We start from the raw sequence: 2,838 nt of genomic DNA, 5'->3' as shown, positions 1-2,838 counted from the left end.
GGCGTCGGGGTCGACGACGAGGTCGGCGACCTCCACCGCGTCCCCCACCCCGCCGCTGCGCCGCAGCAGCGCCTCGACCCGCGCGATCAGCTCGGCGAGCGCGAACGGCTTGACGAGGTAGTCGTCGGCGCCGGCGCGCAGCCCGCGGACGCGGTCGGCGACCCCGGTGCGCGCCGTCAGCAGGATCACCCCGGCGCTCGTCGCGCGGACCACGGGCAGCAGCGCGTAGCCGTCGCGGCCGGGCAGCATGACGTCGAGGACGACGACGTCGGGCGCGAACGTCGCGAGGTCGTCCTCCAGCCGGGCGCCGTCGGCGCGGGCGAGGACCTCGTGGCCGACGCCGGACAGCGCCGTGGCCACCGACGCCAGGATGGGTTCGGCGTCCTCGACGACGAGGACCCGGGCGGGACGGTCCACGAGGCGGCGCTCAGGCGTCGGCGCGCAGGACGTAGCCGATCCCGCGCACGGTGTGGATGAGGCGTGGCTCGCCCTCGGCCTCGGTCTTGCGCCGCAGGTAGCCGATGTAGACCTCGAGGGCGTTGCCGGTGGTCGGGAAGTCGTAGCCCCAGACCTCCTCGAGGATGCGGCTGCGCGTGAGCACCCGGCGCGGATTGGCGATGAGCAGCTCGAGCAGCGCGAACTCGGTGCGCGTCAGCGTGATCGGCCGGTCACCGCGGCGGACGTCGCGGGTGACGGGGTCCAGGGACAGGTCGGCGAAGGTCAGCGGCTCGGGGTTCGCGTCGCGGTCCTCGGGCGAGGTGCGCCGCAGCAGCGCCCGCAGCCGGGCGAGAAGCTCCTCGAGCGCGAAGGGCTTGGCCAGGTAGTCGTCGGCGCCCGCGTCGAGGCCGGCCACGCGGTCGGAGACGGCCTCGCGCGCGGTGAGGACGAGCACGGGCAGGTCGTCCCCGGCACTGCGCAGCCGCCGGCACACCTCGAGCCCGTCGAGCCGGGGCATCATCACGTCGAGGACGAGCGCGTCGGGACGCTCCTTCTCGATCGTGTCCAGCGCCTGCTGGCCGTCCGTGGCGAGCTCGACCTGGTACCCGTTGAAGGCCAGGGACCGGCGCAGGGAGTCGCGCACGGCCCGGTCGTCGTCGACCACGAGGATCCGCATGGGCTCAGTCTGTCCGCACGTCCTGAGAAGGGCCTGAGCCCCCGCGGCGGCGACGGCTGAGATGCCCCGAGGAACCAGGGACGTCCCGGCGTCGCCGGGCCGCGAGCGACTAGAACTCCACCCGCATCAGCCCGACGACCTCGGCGCGCCAGTCCGCGTAGGCCTGCCCGATGCCCTCGTCGCCGCCCGACGTCGAGGGCGACTCCGATCCGCTGCCCGTCACCTTCGCCGCGATCTGCTCGGCCGTCCACGCGCGGTCGGCGACGCGCACCGTCAGCCGCTCGGGCGCCCGCTCGGCGCGGAGCGCGTGGGCGAGGACCCGCAGCATCGCGGCGCGGGCGTCGGCGTCGTCCGGGGCGTCCACGTCGACGTTGGTCTGCCCGCCGACGAGCATCACGTTCGCGTTCGGCGCGAGCGTCGGCAGCACCGTGGCCGCCGCCCGGAAGCGCGAGAGCATGCCCTGGGTGAGGAACTGCTCGACCTTGGCGACGACGCTGCCCTCCCCGGGCGTCATGGCCACCGGGAGCTGTACGTAGGCGTCGAACGTCTGCCCGTCGACGGACTCGCCGAGCCGGTCGAGGTTGTCCACGACGACGACCTCCACCCCCGTCGCCTTCAGCGCCGACGAGACCTCGTCGAGCCGTTCGCCGCCACCGGTCACCAGCACCGTCGTCATGGACGGGAACCCTAATCGGCCACCCCGCGACGCGGCAGCCGCAGTCGCGGGGAAGATCGGTTCAGCCGTAGAGCGCCACGGCCTCCGCCGCCCGCTCCGCCATGAGCTCCCGCACCTCCGGCGGCCCCAGGACCTCCACCGTCGCGCCGAAGCCGAGCAGGATCCCGACGGCGGCCCCCGCGGCCCGGAACGGCAGGCGCACGACGTCGGGCTCGTCGTCACCCTCTGGTTCGGGGGGCCCGGCCAGCTGCGCCGCCACCACCCGCTCGACCATCGCGCGCCGCGCCGGGTCGACACGCGCCCGCACCGTCACGGCCTCGGGCGCCTGCTCCAGCCGGTCGCGCAGCTCGATCCACACCTGCTCGAGGTCGCGGTCGTCGGGTCGGCGCGCCGGCGTGCCGGTGGGGGCGACCTCCTCGACCCGGCTCACCCGGAACATCCGCGCCGTCCCGCGGACGGCCGCGACGAGGTACCAGGTGCCCGCCTTGCTGACGAGGCCGTAGGGGTCGACGGTGCGCCAGCTCGCGGAGTCCTGCGCGACGGACCGGTAGCGGAGCCGGACGCGTTCGTCGGCGGCGACCGCCCGTTCCAGCGCCCCGAGCGCCGGGACCTCGTCCGCGGGCCGCCCGGCCCGGTGCCACCCGTACTGCTCGACGACGACGGTGCGCCGCGCCGCCGCGATCCCCGGCCGCCGGGCCTCGGGCACTGCGGCAAGCAGCTTGCGCACCGCCGACGCGACCGCGCGCCCCAGGGACCCGGCCTGCTCGCCGTCGGTGAGCGCGAGCAGCGCCCGCATCTCGGTGTCGGTGAGGCCGCTGACGTCGGTGCGGAACCCGGGCATGAGCACGACGCCGCCGAGCCGGCCGCGCTCGGCGTACACCGGGACCCCGGCCGCGGAGAGCGCCTCGACGTCGCGCGCCACCGTCCGCGTCGACACCTCGAGGCGCCGCGCGATCTCCGGCGCGGGCAGCCGGCCGTGGGTCTGCAGGAGCAGCAGGGTGGCCAGCAGGCGGTCGGAGCGCACGGCTCGAGATTCTCGCAGAATCAC

Annotated in this window: 4 protein-coding genes; all 4 read right to left on the bottom strand. The window is 75.5% G+C overall.

Features of this window, described 5'->3' with window-relative positions; genetic code table 11:
• The coding region (locus tag AC0CYZ_RS01195; protein ID WP_472211337.1) for a response regulator transcription factor at positions 1-417 on the bottom strand (417 nt) is incomplete at its 3' end.
• Between the two features lie 10 nt (positions 418-427).
• Positions 428-1,114, bottom strand: a complete 687-nt coding sequence (locus tag AC0CYZ_RS01190; protein WP_472211334.1) for a response regulator transcription factor — start codon at positions 1,112-1,114, stop codon at positions 428-430.
• Positions 1,115-1,223: 109 nt separating this feature from the next.
• On the bottom strand, positions 1,224-1,790 hold the full coding sequence (locus tag AC0CYZ_RS01185; protein WP_472211331.1) for a hypothetical protein: 567 nt from the start codon (positions 1,788-1,790) through the stop codon (positions 1,224-1,226).
• Between the two features lie 61 nt (positions 1,791-1,851).
• A complete protein-coding gene (locus tag AC0CYZ_RS01180) occupies positions 1,852-2,814 on the bottom strand; it encodes a helix-turn-helix transcriptional regulator (RefSeq protein WP_472211328.1) in 963 nt (320 codons plus the stop codon).
• Between the last annotated feature and the right edge of the window lie 24 nt (positions 2,815-2,838).

It is taken from the genome of Actinomycetospora sp. (assembly GCF_055612215.1).
Note: the sequence above shows the minus strand (reverse complement) of the source record. Positions and strands in the feature narration are given on the sequence as shown.

What these genes read in the sequence shown, in the direction of transcription:
- AC0CYZ_RS01185 (WP_472211331.1), bottom strand. Translation starts at nt 1,790, where the DNA reads ATGACGACGGTGCTGGTGACCGGTGGCGGCGAACGGCTCGACGAGGTC.
- AC0CYZ_RS01190 (WP_472211334.1), bottom strand. Translation starts at nt 1,114, where the DNA reads ATGCGGATCCTCGTGGTCGACGACGACCGGGCCGTGCGCGACTCCCTG.